General features: G+C 45.8%; 16 protein-coding genes and 2 tRNA genes. 13 read left to right on the forward strand and 5 right to left on the reverse strand.

What is annotated here, in order from left to right:
* Nucleotides 1-88 precede the first annotated feature (88 nt).
* The 3 genes from RO21_RS09950 to RO21_RS09960 all read right to left on the reverse strand — a co-directional run bounded on the left by RO21_RS09950 (nt 89) and on the right by RO21_RS09960 (nt 605).
* Nucleotides 89-280 (reverse strand): integrase arm-type DNA-binding domain-containing protein, encoded by a 192-nt coding sequence (locus RO21_RS09950; RefSeq protein WP_053067766.1) that lies wholly within the window; start codon nt 278-280, stop codon nt 89-91.
* 162 nt (nt 281-442) lie between these two features.
* Nucleotides 443-516: transfer RNA gene (locus RO21_RS09955), tRNA-Cys, on the reverse strand.
* Nucleotides 517-529: 13 nt separating this feature from the next.
* A tRNA-Gly gene (locus tag RO21_RS09960) sits at nt 530-605 on the reverse strand.
* Between the two features lie 200 nt (nt 606-805).
* Between RO21_RS09960 and efeO the strand changes: the two genes are divergently transcribed.
* From efeO to RO21_RS10025, 13 genes are all read left to right on the forward strand, one after another.
* A complete protein-coding gene (gene efeO, locus RO21_RS09965; RefSeq protein ID WP_047977633.1) occupies nt 806-1,612 on the forward strand; it encodes an iron uptake system protein EfeO in 807 nt (268 codons plus the stop codon).
* Nucleotides 1,613-1,620: 8 nt separating this feature from the next.
* On the forward strand, nt 1,621-2,820 hold the full coding sequence (gene efeB / locus RO21_RS09970; RefSeq protein ID WP_047977634.1) for an iron uptake transporter deferrochelatase/peroxidase subunit: 1,200 nt from the start codon (nt 1,621-1,623) through the stop codon (nt 2,818-2,820).
* Nucleotides 2,777-4,492 (forward strand): FTR1 family protein, encoded by a 1,716-nt coding sequence (locus RO21_RS09975; RefSeq protein WP_047977635.1) that lies wholly within the window; start codon nt 2,777-2,779, stop codon nt 4,490-4,492. The genes efeB and RO21_RS09975 overlap by 44 nt, the downstream gene beginning before the upstream one ends.
* Before the next feature lie 291 nt (nt 4,493-4,783).
* On the forward strand, nt 4,784-7,033 hold the full coding sequence (glgB, locus tag RO21_RS09980) for a 1,4-alpha-glucan branching protein GlgB (RefSeq protein ID WP_047977636.1): 2,250 nt from the start codon (nt 4,784-4,786) through the stop codon (nt 7,031-7,033).
* An 81-nt stretch (nt 7,034-7,114) separates the two neighbouring features.
* Nucleotides 7,115-9,103, forward strand: a complete 1,989-nt coding sequence (glgX, locus tag RO21_RS09985; protein WP_047977637.1) for a glycogen debranching protein GlgX — start codon at nt 7,115-7,117, stop codon at nt 9,101-9,103.
* 20 nt (nt 9,104-9,123) lie between these two features.
* Entirely contained in the window at nt 9,124-10,416 is a 1,293-nt protein-coding gene (gene glgC / locus RO21_RS09990) for a glucose-1-phosphate adenylyltransferase (RefSeq protein ID WP_047977638.1), read from the forward strand.
* A 135-nt stretch (nt 10,417-10,551) separates the two neighbouring features.
* Entirely contained in the window at nt 10,552-11,985 is a 1,434-nt protein-coding gene (gene glgA / locus RO21_RS09995; protein ID WP_047977639.1) for a glycogen synthase GlgA, read from the forward strand.
* Between the two features lie 442 nt (nt 11,986-12,427).
* A complete protein-coding gene (guaB, locus tag RO21_RS10000; protein ID WP_047977640.1) occupies nt 12,428-13,894 on the forward strand; it encodes an IMP dehydrogenase in 1,467 nt (488 codons plus the stop codon).
* A gap of 61 nt (nt 13,895-13,955) precedes the next feature.
* Nucleotides 13,956-14,426: a hypothetical protein gene (locus tag RO21_RS10005; RefSeq protein WP_157019754.1), complete on the forward strand. Its 471-nt coding sequence runs from the start codon at nt 13,956-13,958 to the stop codon at nt 14,424-14,426.
* Between the two features lie 37 nt (nt 14,427-14,463).
* Nucleotides 14,464-15,117, forward strand: a complete 654-nt coding sequence (locus RO21_RS10010; RefSeq protein WP_047977642.1) for a DUF1919 domain-containing protein — start codon at nt 14,464-14,466, stop codon at nt 15,115-15,117.
* 147 nt (nt 15,118-15,264) lie between these two features.
* Complete coding sequence (locus tag RO21_RS10015) at nt 15,265-15,951, forward strand: hypothetical protein (RefSeq protein WP_047977643.1); 687 nt, start codon at nt 15,265-15,267, stop codon at nt 15,949-15,951.
* A 10-nt stretch (nt 15,952-15,961) separates the two neighbouring features.
* Nucleotides 15,962-17,533 carry a glutamine-hydrolyzing GMP synthase gene (gene guaA / locus RO21_RS10020; RefSeq protein ID WP_047977644.1) on the forward strand — a complete coding sequence of 524 codons (1,572 nt, stop codon included), beginning with the start codon at nt 15,962-15,964 and terminating at the stop codon, nt 17,531-17,533.
* A gap of 184 nt (nt 17,534-17,717) precedes the next feature.
* Nucleotides 17,718-18,017: an Arm DNA-binding domain-containing protein gene (locus RO21_RS10025; protein ID WP_047977645.1), complete on the forward strand. Its 300-nt coding sequence runs from the start codon at nt 17,718-17,720 to the stop codon at nt 18,015-18,017.
* A gap of 176 nt (nt 18,018-18,193) precedes the next feature.
* On the opposite strand, the gene RO21_RS10030 is transcribed toward RO21_RS10025, so the two are convergent.
* Together RO21_RS10030 and RO21_RS10035 are read right to left on the reverse strand one after the other, a co-directional pair.
* A complete protein-coding gene (locus tag RO21_RS10030; protein ID WP_047977646.1) occupies nt 18,194-18,820 on the reverse strand; it encodes a histidine phosphatase family protein in 627 nt (208 codons plus the stop codon).
* Nucleotides 18,821-18,866: 46 nt separating this feature from the next.
* On the reverse strand, nt 18,867-20,519 hold the full coding sequence (locus tag RO21_RS10035; protein ID WP_047977647.1) for an ABC transporter substrate-binding protein: 1,653 nt from the start codon (nt 20,517-20,519) through the stop codon (nt 18,867-18,869).

The raw sequence follows: 20,519 nt of genomic DNA on the forward strand, positions 1-20,519 counted from the left end.
TTTAAATAACAAGGAGTTTATCAAAAGATACAGTGGATCACTTTTCGATGATCTTACTGCATCAGCCTGGCGCATTTTTGCATGATCATTAACACTCAGGGTAAGCACCAAGGCTAATATCATTGCGTTTTTTTGTAATAGGTCTAGAATAGCGAAAACTCCAACGCTTTGAATGCTCAGTAATGATTAGCGATAAACCATAACCATCTTGCAATGGGCTATCCTCTGGTTTAGCATTTTTCACTTCTGTCGCCGTTAAAGGCTTAATTACTTTTGGCATTTCATAACTCCTTAAACACACCCACAAAAACACCCACCAAAAATTTTGGATTAAATCGGATTATTTCGGACTGTCTCGGATAGTTATTTTACTCAAAAGTATTGAAATTACTAGACTTTTAATAGATTTTTGGTTTGTATTGGACTACTTCGGATTAGATGGTGGAGGCGTGTCCCGGAGTCGAACCGAGCTACATGGATTTGCAATCCAGTGCATAACCGCTTTGCTAACACGCCGTTGATAAGATAATGGAGCGGGAAACGAGGCTCGAACTCGCGACCCCGACCTTGGCAAGGTCGTGCTCTACCAACTGAGCTATTCCCGCATTTGAGTTGTATGTCGTGAAGACGATGCGTATTCTACGAAAATTTACTTCTCTGTCAAACCTTTATTTCACAGATTTAATTTAGATGCTGAAAAAAAGTGCGGATTGTCGATTTTTGCGTAAATTTTATTGATAAATATATGGAAAAAATTTAATCTTATTGAGAATAAATCTTATTACTTACCTAAAGGAGCATCTATATGCGCTTAACATCGCTTACTCTCTCGCTATTACTTTTTTCCGCCTCAAGTTTTGCTGCCGATCTATCAAAAGAAACCGCCAGCTATAAACAATTTGTGGTTGAACAAATCGATCAATTAGTTAGTAGCACTGAAACGTTTGTCGGGCATTTGAAATCAGGCGATTTGCAAAAAGCGAAGCAAATCTACCCGCTTGCCAGAATGTATTTTGAGCGTTCCGAGCCGATCGCCGAAAGTTTTGGCGATTTAGATCCCCGCATTGATGCCCGCCTTGCCGATTTAGCCGAAGACGGCAAAAATGAGGCTGATTGGTCTGGTTTCCATAAAATCGAAAAAATCCTTTGGGAGCAAAATACGACCAAAGGAACGGAAGCAATTGCCGATCAATTATTGAAAGATGTCAAAGAATTGCGTGCTAAAATCCCAACGGCAGACGTAACGCCGGAATTGATGGTAACCGGTGCGGTGGATCTGCTTAATGAAGTTTCCACAACCAAAGTTACCGGCGAAGAGGAGATTTTCTCTAAAACCGATCTTTATGATTTTAAAGCCAATATTGAAGGGGCGGAAAAAATCTATGCGATTTTTAAACCGCAGTTAGAACAGAAAGATGCCAAACTTTCCCAACAAATTGCGACCCGTTTTGCCGAAGTGAATGCCCTCTTAGATAAACATAATCAAGCAAAACAAGGTTATGATTATGTGAGTTACGATAAATTATCCGCCGCAGACATTAAAGCCTTAGCAGAAGCGGTAAACAAATTAGGCGAACCGTTGGCACAAATGGGTGTACTACTCGAAAAATAAGGATCGTTATGAGTAAATCACCGTTTCAATTCGGTCGGCGTGATTTTCTCAAAAAAGCAACCTTTGTCGGTGCCGGCGTGCTTGCCGGTACTGCAACTGCTTTAGAACCACGCACTGCCGTTAAAATCCACGCCGTTTACCCTTTTTTCGGTACACATCAACAGGGGATTACCACCCCCGCTCAACATCATATCTACTTTATGGTGTTAGATCTGCACACAACCGACCTTAGCGACATTCAGCAAATGTTCCAAACTTGGACACACTACAGTGCCAAATTAACTGCGGGTCAAAATGTTAAGGTCTACGGCACAAATCCGTTTGTGCCGCCGGTAGATACCGGCGAGGCGGACAGTTTAAATCCGGCAAATTTAACCCTAACTTTCGGCGTGAGTCCCTCATTTTTCGATAAGCTGAATATCGCCCGCTTACGACCTACAATGCTTGCACCGCTTCCGCACTTTCCTCGTGATCAACTGCGGGAAGCCTACACCGGTGGCGATATTTGTATCCAAGCCTGTGCCGATGATCCGCAGGTGGCATTCCACGCCGTGCGTAACTTAGTCAGAATTGTCCGTGCTAACGTTACAATGCGTTGGAGTCAGTCAGGTTTTAACTCTTTTGAAGGCAACGATACTCCCCGCAACCTGTTTGGTTTTAAAGACGGTACAGGTAATCCGCAGGGGGAAGAATTGGCTCAAACCGTGTGGTATCAAGGTAATGACTGGCTGAAAGGAGGTTCGTTTCTTGTCGCCCGCCGTATCCAAATGCACCTCGAAACGTGGGATCGTACCAATTTAGACGGTCAGCAGGAAACTTTCGGGCGTTATCGTGATTCCGGCGCACCGATTGGCGCAAAACAGGAGTTTGACCCTGTCGATCTAGAGCGGAAAGACGAAAAGGGTGAACTGGAAATTGCCGATATTTCTCATCTACACTTAGCCAAAAAGGCAGGGCCAAAAATCTTACGCCGTTCCTTTTCCTACGCCAGCGGTGTTGATCCGAAAACCGGTCAATTTGATGCGGGGTTACTGTTTATCTCGTATCAAAAAGATCCGGCACAATTTATCGCTATTCAAAACCGCTTAGGCAATATCGACAAAATGAATGAATATATTACCCATATCGGCAGCGGGCTATTCGCTTGTTTTGCGGGAGTAAAAGATGACAATGATTATTTGGGCAAAGCATTATTTGATGCGGTTTAGCCTAGTTTCGGTGATGACGCTCAGCCTTGTGCTGAGCGTTTGTGCTTATGCCAAAGTAGAAACCGGCTCACTCTTTGTGCATCTGTCGGACGCAATGGCACAAGTCAAAAACGGGGAGGCTTCAAGTGCCGAGCCGTATCTCGCCGCATTACAGCAAGAATTTGAAGCGTTGCCGGGCCATCAATCCCAAGCAGGACAAGCGGTCAGTTCCGCCTTAAAATCGGCAAAACAGCAGCCTGATCTTGCAAGCTTGGAGCAACTTGCCAAAGCACTCTACACCTTTGAAAAAGAGCAAAATCCGGTCGATTACCGCCAAAAACGCCAGCAATTCGCCAAGCGGGTAATGCCTGTGTATAACGCTCTTAAAGATGCGGTGCAATCGCAGGATTTAGCCGCCGTTCAAACCGCTTATAAACGCTTCAACACCACTTGGGCGCTCAATGAAAAAGTGGTGAGAGAAACCAGCCTTGGACATTATGGGCAAATTGAAACGGCAATGACTTTGCTACGTATCGCAATGCTGTCCGAGCCGGTGCAATTTGAAGAAATGGCGAAACAGGCGGACAATCTGGCAAGTGCCTTAGTGGATTTCAATGCCGGCAAAGTAATACAGCCACAATCGTTCGCCGATAATGCGCCTCAGACCTTACAAGACGGCATTCGTCTGCTTGAGCGAAGTTATCAAGCACTCAGCCAATCGCAACACGAGCAAGCCAAGGCGGATATTACCCTTTTCATTCAGCAGTGGCCGATTTTTGAGGGCGAAGTCAGCACCCGCAACGGCAATTTATACCGCCGTGTCGAAAGCGATTTGCCACTCATCTTAGCCAAAGGCGATGCGCCGGAAAACCTCGCCGCCTTTCAACAACTGATACAGGATCTGAACGCCCTAGCACTTGATGCCGGCTATAATATGCTTGATGCAATGCTGGTTTTATTACGAGAAGGCGTAGAAGCCCTGCTCATTATTATGGCATTGCTCACCACCCTCAACCTAGCCAAACAACCGACCGCAAAACGTTGGGTTTATGCCGGTGCAGGTCTAGGGCTAATGGCAAGTGTGGCAGGGGCGGTGGCATTACAGCAATTTTTCCCTGCTATCTCTGCCGGCAAAAACCGTGAAATTTTAGAAGGCGTTGTCGGGATCATCGCCGTGGCAATGATGTTAATTGTCGGTGCGTGGCTGCATAGCAAAGCCTCAATGCAAGGCTGGAAACGTTTTGTCGAAAAGCATATCCATAAAGCGCTGGCGACCGGCAGCCTGTTTTCAATGCTCTCATTGAGTTTTCTCTCGGTCTTTCGGGAAGGGGCGGAAACCTTATTGTTCTACGCCGGAATGTTGCCATTGATCGATACGCAGGATTTGTTAGCCGGCATTGCGTTAGCCTTAGTGCTATTGGCAATATTGGCGTGGATAATGCAGCGTTCAGCCGCCCGTCTGCCAATCCATCACCTGTTTAAAGTGATGACCTTGCTTATTTATCTGCTCGGCTTCAAAATTCTTGGCGTCAGTATCCACGCTTTGCAACTGACCCAAGTCCTGCCGACCAGCGTCATCATCGACCTGCCGGCTATTCCGTTCATCGGTTTTTACAGTTCTTGGCAAGGCATTATTGCACAACTGGTGTATCTGCTACTGATCCCTGTGATTGCAAAATGTTTTAAGCATTAAACCGCTTGCCGTCTCAAAGGGAATAACCGTCAGGTTGTTCCCTTTATTTCTTTTTTACACTAAATTACCTTCTTTTTATTCCTTATTCGTTGCTGTAAATATTTTTTTATAAAAAATAAATACGTGAAATAAAATTAACATTTTGATTTTAAATCATTTATTTTTTAAGCCTATTTATTATGGTTTATATCAAAATTTAGAGTTGTTTTGTAAATTTATTTTTGATACAGTCTGAACAAGTTTTATTAAGCGTGCGATGCAAAATGATGTCAAAACAGCCAAGGAGAGCGTATGAAAAATCCTGCCCCCAAACCGTTGGCAACAGAGCAAGAGAGAGCATTTATTGACCAACTCGCCCAAGGCACTTGTCGAGATCCGTTTGCCTATTTAGGGATTCACCAATGCCCTGACGGTGTGATTATCCGAGCTTATCTCCCCGAAGCCTTACAGGTTACCGTGATTGATCCCCTCGCTCACCCTCTCGCAGCAATGCAGCTTATTGACGATCGTGGCTTTTTCTGTGCCGAATTATCCGGTAAAAAAACCGATTTATCTTACCGCTTGTTAGTCCGTTACGCCCATACTGAAATAGATATTGAAGATCCTTACCGCTTCCAATCGGCGATTACCGAATTAGATAATTGGCTGCTTGCGGAAGGCACACATATCCGCCCCTATGAAAAACTGGGTGCGCATCTCGTTACCCAAAACGAAGTAGGCGGTATCCATTTTAGCCTATGGGCACCGAATGCCCAGCGTGTGTCGATTGTCGGCGATTTCAACTTTTGGGACGGTCGCCGCCACCCGATGCGTTTTCATCACAGCAGCGGCATTTGGGATATTTTTATGCCGAATGCCAAAGCCGGCACATTGTATAAATTTGAAATTTTGGACAAAAACGGGCAAATCCGTTTGAAATCCGATCCTTATGCTTTTGCCGCCCAATTCCGTCCGGATACCGCCTCGGTTGCCAGCGGTTTGCCTGCGATTGTCGAAGTTGATGAGCAACGCCGCAGAGCGAATGATCCCGATCAACCGATTTCAATTTATGAAGTCCATTTAGGCTCGTGGCGGCGAAATCTTGAGAATAATTATTGGCTTAGCTACGAAGAAATTGCCGATGAGCTGATTCCTTATGTTAAAGAAATGGGCTTTACCCACATTGAATTGCTGCCGATTTCCGAATTTCCGTTTGACGGTTCGTGGGGCTACCAACCCACCGGCATTTATGCGCCGACCAGCCGTTTCGGTTCGCCGGAGGGGTTACGTACTCTCATCCGTAAAGCACACGAAGCAGGGATCAACGTTATTTTAGACTGGGTGGTCGGACATTTCCCGACAGACGAACACGGCTTGGGCAAATTTGATGGCACTCATCTCTACGAACACGAAGATCCGAAAGAGGGCTATCATCAAGATTGGAATACGCTCATTTACAACTACGGTCGCAACGAAGTGCGTAACTACTTGACGGGCAATGCGCTGTATTGGGTCGAACGCTTTGGGATTGACGCCCTTAGAGTTGATGCGGTCGCCTCAATGATCTACCGTGATTACTCCCGCAAAGACGGCGAGTGGATTCCCAACTGCTACGGCGGGCGGGAAAATTTGGAAGCAATTGCTTTTTTGCGTGCCACTCACGATATGCTCGCCAAAGAGAGCCGAAACGGTGCAACCATTGCCGAAGAATCCACCTCATTTGCCGGCGTAACCCATTCCACCGAGCAAAACGGCTTGGGTTTTGATTACAAATGGAATATGGGCTGGATGAACGACACGCTACGCTATATGCAAAAAGATCCTGCTCACCGCAAATATCATCACGATTTGATGACATTCGGAATGATGTATCAATACAGCGAAAAATTTATGTTACCGCTCTCCCACGATGAAGTCGTGCACGGCAAAGGCTCAATGCTCGGCAAAATGCCGGGGGATTGTTGGCAACAATTTGCCAACCTGCGTGCGTACTACGGCTATATGTGGGGCTATCCGGGCAAAAAATTACTCTTTATGGGCAATGAATTTGCCCAAGGGCGGGAGTGGAATTTCCAAGAAAGTTTAGATTGGTTCTTGTTGGACGACTACCACGGCGGCTGGCACAAGGGTATGCTGAATTGGGTGCGTGATCTCAACCGTTTATATACCCAAACGGAAGCACTCTATCAATTAGACTACGATCCGCAAGGCTTTGAATGGTTGGTGGTGGACGATGCCGATCATTCGGTGTTTGTGTTTGAACGGCGGGCTAAAGACGGCTCAAGTCTGATTGTGGTGAGTAATTTCACCCCGATTGTACGGGAAAATTACCGCATCGGCGTTAATCAAGCGGCAACTTATCGAGAAGTGCTCAACTCCGATGCCAATCAATATATGGGCAGTAATGTCGGGAATTTCGGGCTGATTAAAAGTGAAGCGGTTGAACACAAGTCGAAACCTTATTCCATCAGCCTAACGCTGCCGCCCCTATCAACGCTCTTTTTAGTCAAAGAGAAGGCGGCTAAACCGCTACACAAAAAAGTAAAAAAGAAAAAGCGCTAAATTTGGCGAGTGCAAGCGGTTAGTTAGGTCAGCTTTTTTGCAAAACATTCCCTTGCACTCTCTCTGATATTCGAGGTCATTATGCACTATCTTGCCGGCCGCCCGTTTCCACTCGGCAGCCAATTAACCCGACTAAACGGTAAACAAGGGGTGAACTTTGCCCTTTTTTCACGACAAGCTACTGCCGTTGAACTCGCCATTTTTACCGAAAACGGCGAACAACGTTTCCCGATGGTGAAAACCGAAGAGATTTGGCATATCTTCATTGAGGGCTTGGCGGTAGGCTGTCGTTACGGCTACCGTGTAAGCGGAGAAACGGACGAGCAACAGGGTAACTTATTCAACCCGCAAAAATTATTGGTTGACCCTTACGCCGTTCAAATTATCGGGCAGCCTGATTTGGCAACGCCAGAGGCTCGCCAATGGTTTTTATGGAATGACACACGAGATAATGCCCATTTAGCGCCAAAATCGGTGGTGGTCGATCAACACAGATTTGACTGGCAAAACGAAGAGAGACCTTTCACTCCGTGGGCAAAAACGATTATTTACGAAACGCACGTCAAAGGGTTTAGCAAGCAGAACCCTGATGTGCCGGCAGCTATCGCCGGTACTTTTGCAGGAATGGCACACCCTGCCTCAATTGCACATTTGAAGCGACTCGGCATTACGGCGGTCGAACTGCAACCGATTAGCTATCATATTGATGAACCGCACTTGCAGGCTTTGGGACTGAAAAATTATTGGGGCTATAACGTATTGGGGCATTTTGCTCTTGATCCGAGCCTTGCCTATGATCAGACCAATCCGCTTGATGAGTTTAAACAGATGGTCAAAACCTTGCATCAAGCGGGCATTGAGGTGATTTTAGATGTGGTCTTTAACCACACCGCCGAAGCCGGCAAAGACGGCCCGATGCTCTGCCAGCGGGGCATTGATAATCAAGCCTATTATTGGTTGAACGAAGCACGGGACTATTTTAACTGGTCGGGCTGCGGCAACACCTTAAATATTTCAGATTTGGCGGTACTACGTTGGGTCATTGATTGCCTCCGCTATTGGGTGGAAACGTGCCATATTGACGGTTTTCGGTTTGATCTCGGCGCAACGTTAGGGCGAACGCCAACCTTTTCCGAACATTCCGCCTTTTTTACCGCCCTTGCCAGCCATTCCGCTCTTGCTCACGTCAAATGGATTGCCGAGCCTTGGGATATTGGTTGGCACGGCTATCAACTCGGTGCATTTCCCAAACCGTTTGCGGAATGGAACGACCGCTACCGTGATGAGATGAAACGCTTTTTTCTGACCTCACACGGCGATTTGGGGCAGTTTGTCCGCCGCTTTGCCGGTAGCGATGATCTTTTCGCCCATAACCGCCGCCCTGCGAGCAGTATCAATTACATTACCGCACACGATGGTTTTACGCTACAAGATCTCGTCAGCTATAACGAAAAACATAACTGGGCAAACGGGGAAGATAATCGGGACGGACATTATAACAACATCAGCTACAATCACGGTGTTGAAGGCGAAACGGACGATCCCGCTATTCTTGCCGCACGCAATGCCAGCCGCCGAGGCTTGCTTGCCACACTGTTACTCTCCGGCGGCACGCCGATGCTTTTAGGCGGCGATGAAATGGGCAACAGCCAACAGGGTAACAATAACAGCTATTGCCAAGATAATGAAATCACTTGGCTGAATTGGCAAAACGCCGATCAGGATCTGGTTGAATATGTTGCCAAACTGATCCATATTCGCAAACAAATCCCGTTGCTTTCTGACGACAACCAATGGTGGGGGGCAGACAAAGTGCAATGGCTACGCCCTGACGGCGAACCGATCCAGTTCAACGATTGGCACGACCATTCCACCAAAGCCATTCAAATTTTAATGGAAGATCAATGGCTGATTTTGATTAACGCCAAAACGGCACCACAACGCTTTTTATTGCCTAAGGGGGAATGGGACACCCAATTAGGCATAGAAAACACGGCTCTGATGACTGATACGCTAGCGGTTACTCTGGATACTCTCGGGGTATGCGTACTTCAACGGAAATACATATAACCCAATTTGGAGATAACAATATGCTAAAACAGGAAGCATTCACCGACAGACGCAATTTAACCGCACAAACCCTTGTTTTAATCCTAGCCGGCGGGCGTGGCTCTCGCTTGTATGAATTAACGGACAAACGCGCCAAACCAGCGGTCTATTTTGGCGGCAGTCGCCGTATTATCGACTTCGCCCTCTCTAACTGTATCAACTCGAACCTGTTAAAAGTCGGCGTGATTACCCAATACGCCGCCCACTCGCTGTTGCGCCACTTGCAACGGGGCTGGTCGTTCTTGCCTTATGAGCGTAATCAATATATTGATATGCTGCCGGCACGTCAGCAAATTGACGAAAATACTTGGTATCGTGGTACGGCAGATGCGGTTTATCAAAATATGGAAATGATGAAATCCCACTACCGCCCAAAATATGTGATTATTCTTGCCGGCGACCACATCTATAAAATGAACTACAACAAAATGTTGGAAGATCACGTTGATTCCGGTGCGAGATGTACTGTTGGCTGCATTGAAGTCCCGCGTGAGCAAGCGAGCGAATTTGGCGTAATGGCAGTAAATGAAAAACTGAAAGTACAAGCCTTTGTGGAAAAACCGACAAACCCGCCGGCAATGCCGGATAAACCGGATTCCGCCCTTGCATCAATGGGAATTTATGTCTTTGATGCCGATTATCTATACGAAATGCTTGAACAAGAAGTCTCTAATCCTGATACCAGCCACGACTTCGGTAAAGATATTATCCCGAAAGCCGTTGAACAGGGCGTCATTTACGCTCACCCGTTCGAGCGATCCTGCGAAGGCCGCAACACCACCGGCTCAATCTACTGGCGTGATGTCGGCACAATCGACAGCTACTGGTCGGCGCATATGGATTTAGTCAGCGAAACGCCGCAACTCGATCTCTATGATGAATCTTGGCCGATTCACGGTCGCCCGCAGCAAACCGCACCGGCTCGGTTTTTCTACAAAAAAGCCCGTGCGCATACCCTTGATAACTCACTTATCGCCGGCGGCTGTGTGATTACCGATGCGGAAATCAGCAGCTCCGTTCTGTTTAATCGGGTCATAGTGAATGAAGACAGTGCGATTGAAGAATCGGTCATTCTACCGCAGGTGCATATCGGCAAAAATTGTGTGATAAAACGTGCCGTAATCGATCGCCACTGTCATATTCCGGACGGCTTACACATCGGGGTCGATGCCGAACAAGATGCAAAATATTTCCGCATCAGCAAAGGCGGTATCGTGCTAGTATGTCAAAAAATGCTCGATAAACTGGCAAAAGATCAAGCACAGCAGGCATAATTCATCGAATACAAGCGGTGCGTTTTGCCGAGATGATTGCAAAAAAACGCTCGCACCCTACCGCTTGTAAAGGGTATTATGAAAAAATCACAGGGTAATACGCCCTTTGAGTAGCTCAACATAGGTTAAACCTCAATGAAAATTTTACATATTTGCTCGGAGATGTACCCGCTGATCAAAACCGGCGGACTGGCTGATGTAATGGGCGCATTGCCGCATGCTCAACAACAGGCGGGTAATGATGTCCGAGTATTACTGCCCTACTACCCGCAGGTTGCCGAAAAACTGGGGGAAACGGTGGAAGTTACCACACTCGGCACGTTCGCCGGTATTATCACCCTGCGTTTTGCTCATTTTAACGGCTTAGGAGTGTATGTTATTGATGCCCCGCATCTCTTTAACCGCCGTCTGCCCTATTATGACGATAATTACCAAGACTACACCGATAATTACAGACGTTTTGCCCTGCTCGGCTACCTCGGCGCACAGCTCACCGAAGGGTTGGATCACTGGTGGGGACGGGCAGAGATTTTACACGCTCACGACTGGCAGGGCGGGCTTGCCTGTGCCTATCTCAAAAGCTGGCACAGTCCGGTAAAAAGCGTATTTACTATTCATAACATTGCTTATCCGGGGCGATTTCAAGCCTACCATCTAGCCGAACTCGGCTTACCGTGGGAATTTTTTCACCCGAACGGCTTAGAGTTTTACGGTGAAATCTCTTATCTCAAAGCCGGCTTATATTTTGCCGACCGTATCACCACCGTCAGCCCGACCTACGCCCTTGAAATTACCGAACAGATCGCCGGCGGCGGAATGCACGGCTTATTGCAAATCCGCCAAGCCGAAGGCAGATTACGGGGGATTTTAAACGGCGTAGATGATACGGTGTGGAATCCGGACTGCGACCCCCATATCGTTGCCCATTTCCGTGCCAACTATATGCGAGGCAAAGCCAAAAATAAAAGCGAACTACAACGCTACTTCGGCTTACCGGAGCGTAAAGAAGCGTTATTATTCGTTATGGTTACCCGTCTCACCGAGCAAAAGGGCGCAGATTTCCTGCTGGCTAAAATAGATGAAATGATGCAACAAGAGGTACAACTGATTGTACTGGGCAGCGGATCGCCCGATTTGGAGAACGCCTTACGCGCCGCCCAAGCCCGTTATCCACAGCAAATCGGAGTGAAAATCGGCTATGATGAAGCGCTTTCCCACCAAATTATTGCCGGCGGCGATGTCATTTTAGTACCGAGCCGTTTTGAACCTTGTGGATTAACGCAACTGTACGGTTTGAAATACGGAACTTTACCGCTTGTTCGCCGCACCGGCGGGTTAGCCGATACGGTAAACGACAGTAACAAAGAAAATATCGAACGCCGCAGTGCAACGGGCTTTGTGTTTGATTCCCCCGATGCTAACAGCTTTTTCGATGCCGTCAGCAGAGCAATCAGCCTATGGCAAAAGAACAAACTGTGGTCGAATGTGCGTCAAAATGCCCTTGCCCAAGATTTCGGCTGGGCAAAAGTCGCACAGCAGTATCAAGCACTCTATCAGGAGATTGTCTAACGCTAAACAAGCGGTTGGATTTGCCCAAAATGTCGATGTTATGCGCAAAATGGATATGTCAATATTACTGCAAGGATGTCGGCATCTGTTCATAACATCGCATAATATCAAGATCTGATTAAAGGGACGCCAGCGTGGCGTCCCTACCGTAAATCTTTCCCCCTCTATTACGAAAGAGGGAAAATCAATCCCCTCTTTTGTAAAGAGGAAAAACCAAGTCCCCCTTTGAAAAAGGGGGACTTAGGGGGATTTAAAAATCCAATCTAATCAAAACAGACACAAGTATTACGTCCAATATTTTTCGTGCTACTACCTCATCTTGCAAAAAATTCACAAAATCTGACCGCTTGAGTGGGTTTGATAATTTACAACCGCCTGTCATATCTGTATAATCCGCTCGCAATTTTTCCCCATTCATCTTTTAGTTAAGGAACTATTGCAAATGTCATTACGTGTGATTAAAGAAGCACTCACCTTTGATGATGTCCTTCTTGTCCCTGCTCATTCCACCGTGCTACCCAATACAGCCGACCTTTCCACCCAACTCACTAAGACCATTCGCTTGAATATTCCGATGCTGTCGGCGGCAATGGATACGGTAACGGAAACCAAATTGGCGATTTCCCTTGCTCAAGAGGGCGGTATCGGTTTTATTCATAAAAATATGTCGATTGAACGCCAAGCGGATCGAGTGCGCAAAGTGAAAAAATTTGAAAGCGGTATTGTGTCCGAACCGGTAACCGTTTCCCCAACACTAACACTGGCGGATTTAGCGCAAATCGTGAAGAAAAACGGCTTTGCCGGCTATCCGGTGGTGGACGAACAAGATAACTTAGTCGGCATTATTACCGGCCGTGATACCCGTTTCGTGTCGGATCTCACCAAGACCGTTGCCGACTTTATGACCCCAAAAGATCGCCTCGTTACCGTGAAAGAAAATGCGACCCGTGAGGAAATCTTCCGCTTAATGCACGAACACCGTGTCGAAAAAGTGTTAGTCGTGAATGATGACTTTAAATTGAAAGGAATGATTACCCTCAAAGATTACCAAAAAGCCGAAAGCAAACCGAATGCGTGTAAAGATGAATTTGGTCGCTTGCGTGTCGGGGCGGCAGTCGGTGCAGGGGCTGGCAACGAAGAACGGATTGATGCGTTGGTCAAAGCCGGCGTGGATATTCTGTTGATCGACTCGTCCCACGGGCATTCCGAAGGGGTGTTGCAACGTGTGCGTGAAACCCGTGCTAAATATCCGGATTTGCCGATTGTGGCAGGTAATGTGGCAACTGCTGAAGGAGCGATTGCCCTTGCCGATGCAGGCGCAAGTGCGGTCAAAATTGGGATTGGGCCGGGTTCAATCTGTACCACCCGCATTGTAACCGGCGTGGGCGTACCGCAGATCACCGCCATCGCCGATGCTGCCGCTGCCTTAAAAGAACGTGGCATTCCGGTTATCGCAGACGGCGGTATCCGCTACTCCGGCGATATTGCCAAAGCCATTGCCGCCGGCGCAAGCTGTGTGATGGTCGGCTCAATGTTTGCCGGCACGGAAGAAGCACCAGGCGAAATCGAGCTTTACCAAGGCAGAGCGTTCAAATCTTATCGAGGAATGGGCTCATTAGGCGCAATGTCAAAAGGCTCAAGCGATCGCTATTTCCAATCGGATAATGCCGCCGATAAACTCGTGCCGGAAGGCATTGAAGGGCGTATCCCTTACAAAGGCTATCTGAAAGAGATTATCCATCAGCAAATGGGCGGTTTACGTTCTTGTATGGGCTTAACCGGTTGCGCCACCATTGACGATTTACGCACCAAAGCGCAATTTGTCCGTATCAGCGGCGCAGGCATCAAAGAGAGCCACGTCCACGATGTAACCATTACCAAAGAAGCGCCGAATTATCGAATGAGCTAATCGTTCTGCTTGCAGGCAAAACTTGCAAGCGGTCGTTTTCTCGGCAATATTTGTAAAATGAATGACGGACGCACTCTGTGCGTCCTGCTTTAACCCAATGAAATACCGTTATTTTTTTCTTTTTGCATTTTTCTGCACGTTACTGACCGCTTGCGGCAGCCCGCAATTTCGGCAGGCGGATTTAAACCCCGAACTCTATCAAGGTTATTGGGCGATGAACCCGATCGGCGAGCTTTACCGTGTGCTTAAATTTCACCCTAACGGCAGCGTAAAAGTCTATGATTACCAGTGCGAAGGTTCGGCAAGTTATCGGTTAAACGAAACGGAAACCTATCATCTCCGTAAAATAAAACCCAATATATTCAACCTGTTAGATAATCAGTATAAAGCCTTTGCGACATTTGAAATTGTGCGGGTAAACCCTCAGCAACTTCACGCAAAACAGCAATTTTTAGATAAAAGCGTTGAACCGAACAGCTACCAACTACGCTACCGTCATCAAGTTGGCGCAAAACCGATGTGTAATCAATAACAAGCGGTGGCATTCCACCACTTTTTTACAAATACAAATGGCATTATTAACACGAATTAGCAATAAAATTAATCGAGCGTTTCGCTACCTTATTAACTATCAAAATCGAAAACGCTTAACCAATTTTAACCCGACAATTATTGCCAGTAATTGTACGGGCGGCTTTATTGCGCACGATTTACATCTACGATTCAATTCTCCGTTTGTGAATTTATATCTAACGCCAAACGACTTTATCCGTTATTTAAAACATATTGATGTTTACCGATATCACCCCTTAACCTTTATTCAAACGGATAAACCTTACCCGGTCGGCAAACTGGGCGATATTACTCTCCATTTTATGCACTATGCTAATAATGAGGAAGCCACGCAAAAATGGCAACAACGCACAGCCCGAATGGATTTGGATAATTTATTTATTATAATGACCGAACGGGACGGTTGCAGCTATCAAGATCTCGTTGAATTTGATAAACTCCCTTTCAAACATAAAGTGGTATTTACCCATAAGCCTTATCCCGAAATTCACAGTGCGTTTTATATTCAAGGGTTCGAAAATCAACAATGCGTAGGGGATTTGTTTGACTATACAGGCATTTTCGGAAAACGATATTATGATCGGTTTGATTATGTAGATTGGTTTAACAAAGGGGAGAGTCTAGAGGATTTTGAAAATCATGATGATTGACTCATTTGTCGGAGCGTATTGTACAAGTCATAACCGCTCAACTACAGTGGTAGCGAATATCAAATGTTGGTATTATTACTAGGAAAATCATTGTGGCAAAAAAGTTGAGGAAGATTTTTTAGTATCTAAACTAAGAGAAATGTAAAAATGTTTAATTGTTCTAATAATTATCAAAAAGGCTTTTATAAGGGCTTCAAAAAAGGTCTTGAACAAAATACTACAAAAATAAATGGTATATCAATACTAAATCTAATAATTTCTTTTGCTACTATTATCATTTTAGCCCTCACTATTTTTCTAAACTTTAAGTCTTGGAAAGATGATAAATACATCAATCATATAATGGAATTGAATAAAGTTTATCATGACCAATTTATGAAAAACATTGGGGTATCAGAGCCTTACCTAATTGATCTTATAGTACGTAATGACTTATCTAACATAGATCTCAATCAAATTAAAAATAAATATCCTGATATGGCTAGTAGTCTAAATTTGAAAGATCAAGATCTTAATAAGAACAACAACGAACTATTAGCTTACTTTCATAAAACGATCTCTGAAGCAATTAGTAAAGCCAATGGTCATTCTGGAGCAATAGTTTCAATATTAGAAAATATCAAGGTTATAGATCTAAGTTGTGATGAAAAAATTGATGATTTCTTATCTGACATTCAATATATCCAATATTTATTTATCCACTTAAAAAAACAGGTAAAAGAAAAAACAGATAGTATTGAACAAATAGAAAACTTTTATAATGCAGTTTTAGAGAACATGGAAAAATATGAAGATTTAATATCAAAATTAAAGAAAAAAATTGAATTAATATAAGGTACTTTCAATGACAAACATTCACCAACACAAAATTTTAATCTTGGACTTCGGTTCACAATATACGCAACTGATTGCCCGCCGTGTGCGTGAGATCGGCGTGTACTGCGAACTTTGGGCGTGGGACGTAACGGAAGCGGATATCCGTGAATTTAACCCGACGGGCATTATTCTGTCCGGCGGGCCTGAAAGCACTACCGAAGCAAACAGCCCTCGTGCGCCGGAATATGTCTTCAACGCCGGTGTGCCGGTGCTCGGCATTTGCTACGGTATGCAAACAATGGCGATGCAGCTCGGCGGTTTAACCGAAACATCCGATCACCGTGAATTTGGCTATGCCGCCGTCTCCTTAGAAAATTCAACCGCTCTTTTTGCAAAATTAAACGATGATCTGACCGCTTCCGCACCTAAATTAGATGTTTGGATGAGCCACGGCGACAAAGTTACTCGCCTACCTGCCGATTTCCAAATTACCGGTACGACACCAACCTGCCCGATTGCGGCAATGTCAGACGAAAACCGCCGTTTCTACGGGGTACAATTCCACCCTGAAGTTACTCATACCAAAAGCGGTTTGGACTTGCTGAAAAACTTCGTGGTTAATATTTGTGGTTGCGAAACCAAATGGACGGCAGAAAACATCATTGAAGATGCGGTTGCCCGTATCAAGGCCCAAGTTGGCGATGACGAAGTGATTTTAGGTTTATCGGGCGGCGTGGACTCCTCCGTTACCGCATTATTATTGCACCGCGCAATCGGCAAAAACTTGCACTGTGTATTTGTCGATAACGGCTTATTACGCCTCAATGAAGCGCAGCAAGTAATGGAAATGTTCGGCGACAAATTCGGCTTAAACACTATTCACGTCAATGCCGAAAATCGTTTCTTGGGTGAACTTGCCGGCGTGAGCGATCCGGAAGCCAAACGCAAAGTTATCGGTAAAGTGTTTGTCGATGTGTTTGATGATGAATCGAAAAAACTTACCAATGTCAAATGGTTAGCCCAAGGCACGATTTATCCAGATGTGATTGAATCCGCTGCCAGCAAAACAGGCAAAGCGCACGTTATCAAATCTCACCACAATGTCGGCGGCTTACCGGATTATATGAAACTTGGCTTGGTTGAACCATTGCGTGAACTTTTCAAAGATGAAGTACGCAAAATAGGCTTAGCGCTCGGCTTACCGGCAGAAATGCTCAACCGCCACCCGTTCCCCGGCCCCGGCTTAGGCGTGCGGGTACTCGGCGAAGTGAAGAAAGAGTACTGCGATTTACTGCGTAAAGCCGACGCAATTTTTATCGAAGAGCTCTACAATTCCGGCTGGTATTACAAAGTGAGCCAAGCCTTTACCGTATTCCTACCGGTGAAATCGGTCGGCGTAATGGGCGACGGACGCAAATATGATTGGGTGGTATCGCTACGAGCTGTCGAAACCATCGACTTTATGACTGCACATTGGGCGCACTTACCCTATGATTTGCTCGGCAAAATCTCAAACCGCATTATCAATGAAGTCAACGGCATTTCCCGTGTCGTCTATGATGTTTCGGGCAAACCGCCTGCAACTATTGAGTGGGAATAAAAACTCCGTATTGCATAGCGGTTCAATTCATTTCAAACATAGCTCAAAGCCCTGTGATTGCAGGGCTTTTCTATTCCACTTCATTATTTCATAATTAGTTTATTTTTCTGACGGCATAGTATTGATAATACCGCCAAAAAGATCAAAAATACCGTCAATTCAATGACGGTAAAAATGACGTAAAATGCTAACAGATACAAAACTCAAATCCCTTAAACCAAAAGACAAAGTTTATAAGGTTACTGATCGTGATGGCCTTTATGTGTCGGTGTCAGTAGCGGGGACGGTAACATTCCGATACGACTACCGAATCAACGGCAGACGAGAAACGCTAACAATAGGCAAATATGATGCCGACGGTATCAACTTTGCTGAAGATCTCGAGCGTTTGATGGTTACTCGTAAGCAAGGGCATCTCCCGCTAGTGAAAAACGTGCTGAACGCAATCAAATTCGTAATACTGATCGCTTTTACATGTTGCTGAAAAATACCTCGCAGAAGTTCAAATAGGGCAGCGAGCCACAAAATTTGCGAAAATTAATCGCTAAAAACATAAAAAGTATTAAGACATAGTAATATAACCAGAAAATTTAAGAAAACTTTGTAGGCCTTTGTTTTTTAAGAAATTTCAATTTATCGTCAACCACTACGCTGTTAAAGCTATTTCACCAAATGTTCAACATTATTAAATTCAACCAATTCGGCTTTGCCGTTCTCGACTTTAACCACGTTAATTGCCGTATTCAGCACAAAACTGTGTAATTCCGTATTGCGGAATTGCTGCCACGGTAAGCCTTTGAGTATGGCGGTGAGTAGGGTTAGCGTCATTCCGTGCGAGACAATCAGAATATTTTCGCCATCTTGGTGGCGATCAACAATCTGCTGAAAGGCTTTCATCACCCGATGGTAGAAATCCTCAATCAGCTCGCCTTGGCTGCTTTCCGCTTTATAACGCTCCGGTTGAGTGCGGAGCAGAATATAGTCGGGGTGTTCGGCTAAGTCGGCGGAACGCTGTCCTTCCCAAACACCAAAATGCAGCTCATTCAGCCCTTTATGGTGAAAATGGGGAATATCCCGTTCGCCGATAATATACCCGGCGGTGTCGTGGGTTCGTTTGAGCAAGCTGGAGTAACAGGCACTAAACTCAATATCGGCAAGGGCTTTGCCGGTTAATTTTGCATTTTCAATGCCTTCTTCGACCAACGGAGAATCACCGCTGCCCTGTAATAAACCTGCCACATTCCATTCGGTGCGACCGTGGCGGATTAAATAAATCTGTAATGCCATTTTACTTTCCTCTTAAATTAACTGATTGAAACTGCGCTAAAACCGCTTATTTCACTCTAATACGCGATAAATTAACCTGCCCAAACGGGCTGATCCGGACATTTTCGATTTCATTATTGACAATCAATACCCGATTAACGCTGACAAGCGGGACGACCGGCAAGTTTTTTTGCAAAAAATCGTCTGCTTGTTGATACAGCATCTGCCGCTGTGCCGAGTTTTCACTCAAGCGAGCGGAATGCAGCAACTGGTCGAACATCGGTTCGCACCAATTTGCCAAATTGGTGACGGAACGGGGCGCTTGGCAACTCAAAATGGGCGTTAAAAAATTATCCGGATCGAAATTATTCGCCAGCCAGCCGCTTAAAATCAGATCGTAATCCGCACTGCCCTGTTCCAGTTGTTGCACCAAAAAGGCACGGCTGACCGGGCGGACGTTCACCTTTAGCCCTGCCCGCACCAATTCGTGCCGGATAAACTCCGCCATTTTCAGCGGGTGCAGACCGTACACCCGTTTTTCATCGATCACCCATAATACAAGCGGTCGGTTAAGTGTTTTTTTCGGCAAATTTGCCGCCGCCTCGTTTGGCACAATCGGGCGGGAATCTGCCATCAACGCAGCGGGCAATACGCCTTGTGCCACCTGTGCCGCCCCATAAAATAACACCTTCGCTAACCGCTGACGGTCAATAGATTGGGCAATATAACGGCGTAGGGCAATATCTTGCATTTGCGGTTGCTGCATATTAAACGCCAAAAATGCTAAATTTGCCCCTTGATTTTCCACCAAATAGCCCTGCTCGGCGTTTAACACGGATAATTGGCTTAATTCCGGAAAAGCGGATATATCGCACTCATTATTCAGAAATTTCGCCATTCTGCCCGTGCCGGTAGTGGAGAAATCCACGATCATATTCTCAATATGTGCTTTTTCGCCCCAATAATGCGGGTTCGGTTTCAGGCGGGCGAAATCGTTTTGAGCATAGCTTTCCAACTGGTAAACGCCCGTGCCGACGGGCAAAATATCTAACTGGCTGAGGTTGTCGTCCGCATTCAGTTGCAACGCATACTCTTTGGAGAGTATCACCGCATATTGACTGGATAAATATGCCGGCAATGACGCATCGGGGCGGGTTAATTCGATTTTGACCACATAGGGCGAAGGGGCAAACACGCGGGCAATTTTGCTTTTTAAATCAATACTTTCAAAATAGGGAAAATGGGTACGATCTGCCCATTCGTCTTGATTTTCTTGACGCTGCGCCGCATCCAGCTCGGATAATTCTTCGTGGCGGTTCATCACACGATTGAGGGAAAACACCACGTCTTCGGCATTAAAGGCTCGGCTCGGCGTAAACCATTTTGTTTGATGAAATTGCACGTTTTTGCGTAATGTGAGGGTGATTGTCAGCCCATCATCACTAATCTGAAAATGTGTCGCCAATGCCGGCTTTAAGCGGTTATGCCGTGGGTCAAACTCAAACAGTTTATCGTAAATTTGCTCTGTTACCACGTTCATATTAGTGCCGACATCCGCTTTTTGCGGGTTGAAGGAAAAACCGCTAGCGTTGGTGCAATACACCAAGCTGTTATCCAGCAGATCCGACGGTATGCGGGGCGCACTGTAAGCGGTCGGTTGTAATCCGATAATTGCAAAAAACGTACTGAATGCGACCGCTTGTGTTAAGTTCTTCATCAT

The sequence above is a fragment of the Muribacter muris genome (assembly GCF_001038205.1).
GTDB classification, from domain to species: domain Bacteria; phylum Pseudomonadota; class Gammaproteobacteria; order Enterobacterales; family Pasteurellaceae; genus Muribacter; species Muribacter muris.